Here is a 1,934-nt window from a genome sequence, read left to right as displayed (position 1 = left end):
GGAGAAGGAGGGATTTGAACCCTCGCGCCGCTTACGCGACCTACACCCTTAGCAGGGGCGCCTCTTCAGCCTCTTGAGTACTTCCCCAAAAAAAATGGCTCCGCAGGTAGGACTCGAACCTACGACCGTTCGGTTAACAGCCGAATGCTCTACCACTGAGCTACTGCGGAATATTCATTTTATGGTGGGCCTAAATGGACTCGAACCATCGACCTCACGCTTATCAGGCGTGCGCTCTAACCAGCTGAGCTATAGGCCCTAAATATGGAGCGGGTGATGGGAATCGAACCCACGACATCAGCTTGGAAGGCTGAGGTTTTACCATTAAACTACACCCGCATATTAATTTTTTATAATGGGGCGACTAGTGGGAATCGAACCCACGAGTGTCGGAGCCACAATCCGATGCGTTCACCACTTCGCCATAGCCGCCATCGTTTTATACCTTCATTTTAGAAAAAACTAAATGGTGGCTCAGGACGGAATCGAACCGCCGACACAAGGATTTTCAGTCCTTTGCTCTACCGACTGAGCTACTGAGCCATCTTAAATGGCGGTCCGGACGGGACTCGAACCCGCGACCTCCTGCGTGACAGGCAGGCATTCTAACCAACTGAACTACCGGACCAGATTGCGGGGACAGGATTTGAACCTGCGACCTTCGGGTTATGAGCCCGACGAGCTACCAGACTGCTCCACCCCGCGACAATAATATAAGTAAATCAAATGGAGGAGGAAGGGGGATTCGAACCCCCGCGCGGTTTGACCCGCCTGTCGGTTTTCAAGACCGATCCCTTCAGCCGGACTTGGGTATTCCTCCTCAATGATATGGTGGACCTTGTAGGACTCGAACCTACGACCGGACGGTTATGAGCCGTCTGCTCTAACCAACTGAGCTAAAGGTCCAGATTTTTTATGGTAGCGGCAGAGGGGATCGAACCCCCGACCTCACGGGTATGAACCGTACGCTCTAGCCAGCTGAGCTACGCCGCCATCATATTAATAAATGTAAATATTGGTGGAGCCTAGCGGGATCGAACCGCTGACCTCCTGCGTGCAAGGCAGGCGCTCTCCCAGCTGAGCTAAGGCCCCATATGTTTCGCTGGTCGGGAAGACAGGATTCGAACCTGCGACCCCTTGGTCCCAAACCAAGTGCTCTACCAAGCTGAGCTACTTCCCGAAATATAATGGCGCGCCCGAAAGGAGTCGAACCCATAACCTTCTGATCCGTAGTCAGACGCTCTATCCAATTGAGCTACGGGCGCATTAATTTAAAAACAATGGTGCCGAGGACCGGAATCGAACCGGTACGGTAGTCACCTACCGCAGGATTTTAAGTCCTGTGCGTCTGCCAGTTCCGCCACCCCGGCATTGTTTTTGGAGCGGAAGACGGGATTCGAACCCGCGACCCCCACCTTGGCAAGGTGGTGTTCTACCACTGAACTACTTCCGCATAATATTTAATTAATTGGTGCGGGTGAAGGGAGTCGAACCCCCACGCCTTGCGGCGCTAGATCCTAAGTCTAGTGCGTCTGCCAATTCCGCCACACCCGCTTAATAAAACCAATATTTACTATATGGTGAGCCATGGAGGATTCGAACCTCCGACCCTCTGATTAAAAGTCAGATGCTCTACCGACTGAGCTAATGGCTCAAAAAAAGTGGTGCCGGCTAGAGGACTTGAACCCCCAACCTACTGATTACAAGTCAGTTGCTCTACCAATTGAGCTAAACCGGCGTGTATAGTCTGTCCATAATAATGGTGGAGGATGACGGGATCGAACCGCCGACCCTCTGCTTGTAAGGCAGATGCTCTCCCAGCTGAGCTAATCCTCCATATATAATGCCTGGCGACGTCCTACTCTCACAGGGGGAGAACCCCCAACTACCATCGGCGCTTTAGAAGCTTAACTTCCGTGTTCGGTATGGGAACG

The 1,934-nt window shown here is 52.4% G+C and carries 20 tRNA genes and 1 rRNA gene; all 21 read right to left on the bottom strand.

Features of this window, described 5'->3' with window-relative positions:
• A tRNA-Ser gene (locus tag ACTNDN_RS24765) sits at positions 1 to 87 on the bottom strand.
• A gap of 8 nt (positions 88 to 95) precedes the next feature.
• Positions 96 to 170: transfer RNA gene (locus tag ACTNDN_RS24760), tRNA-Asn, on the bottom strand.
• 12 nt (positions 171 to 182) lie between these two features.
• A tRNA-Ile gene (locus tag ACTNDN_RS24755) sits at positions 183 to 259 on the bottom strand.
• Between the two features lie 6 nt (positions 260 to 265).
• A tRNA-Gly gene (locus ACTNDN_RS24750) sits at positions 266 to 339 on the bottom strand.
• A gap of 17 nt (positions 340 to 356) precedes the next feature.
• A tRNA-His gene (locus ACTNDN_RS24745) sits at positions 357 to 432 on the bottom strand.
• 35 nt (positions 433 to 467) lie between these two features.
• Positions 468 to 543: transfer RNA gene (locus tag ACTNDN_RS24740), tRNA-Phe, on the bottom strand.
• 8 nt (positions 544 to 551) lie between these two features.
• Positions 552 to 628 (bottom strand) — tRNA-Asp (locus tag ACTNDN_RS24735).
• A gap of 3 nt (positions 629 to 631) precedes the next feature.
• Positions 632 to 705, bottom strand: a tRNA-Met gene (locus ACTNDN_RS24730).
• Between the two features lie 22 nt (positions 706 to 727).
• Positions 728 to 820: transfer RNA gene (locus ACTNDN_RS24725), tRNA-Ser, on the bottom strand.
• Between the two features lie 9 nt (positions 821 to 829).
• Positions 830 to 906: transfer RNA gene (locus ACTNDN_RS24720), tRNA-Ile, on the bottom strand.
• Positions 907 to 916: 10 nt separating this feature from the next.
• Positions 917 to 993 (bottom strand) — tRNA-Met (locus tag ACTNDN_RS24715).
• Positions 994 to 1,016: 23 nt separating this feature from the next.
• Positions 1,017 to 1,092, bottom strand: a tRNA-Ala gene (locus tag ACTNDN_RS24710).
• An 11-nt stretch (positions 1,093 to 1,103) separates the two neighbouring features.
• A tRNA-Pro gene (locus ACTNDN_RS24705) sits at positions 1,104 to 1,180 on the bottom strand.
• A gap of 8 nt (positions 1,181 to 1,188) precedes the next feature.
• Positions 1,189 to 1,265: transfer RNA gene (locus tag ACTNDN_RS24700), tRNA-Arg, on the bottom strand.
• A 16-nt stretch (positions 1,266 to 1,281) separates the two neighbouring features.
• A tRNA-Leu gene (locus tag ACTNDN_RS24695) sits at positions 1,282 to 1,370 on the bottom strand.
• An 8-nt stretch (positions 1,371 to 1,378) separates the two neighbouring features.
• A tRNA-Gly gene (locus ACTNDN_RS24690) sits at positions 1,379 to 1,453 on the bottom strand.
• A 16-nt stretch (positions 1,454 to 1,469) separates the two neighbouring features.
• Positions 1,470 to 1,554, bottom strand: a tRNA-Leu gene (locus tag ACTNDN_RS24685).
• A gap of 24 nt (positions 1,555 to 1,578) precedes the next feature.
• A tRNA-Lys gene (locus tag ACTNDN_RS24680) sits at positions 1,579 to 1,654 on the bottom strand.
• A gap of 8 nt (positions 1,655 to 1,662) precedes the next feature.
• Positions 1,663 to 1,738 (bottom strand) — tRNA-Thr (locus ACTNDN_RS24675).
• 22 nt (positions 1,739 to 1,760) lie between these two features.
• Positions 1,761 to 1,836 (bottom strand) — tRNA-Val (locus tag ACTNDN_RS24670).
• A gap of 9 nt (positions 1,837 to 1,845) precedes the next feature.
• Positions 1,846 to 1,934, bottom strand: a 5S ribosomal RNA gene (gene rrf, locus ACTNDN_RS24665); the annotation flags it as partial.

The organism is Niallia sp. HCP3S3_B10 (assembly GCF_052064465.1).
Taxonomy (GTDB): Bacteria; Bacillota; Bacilli; order Bacillales; family Cytobacillaceae; genus Niallia; species Niallia hominis.
The sequence above is the reverse complement of the archived record's forward strand: the minus strand, read 5'-3'. Positions and strand labels throughout refer to the sequence as shown.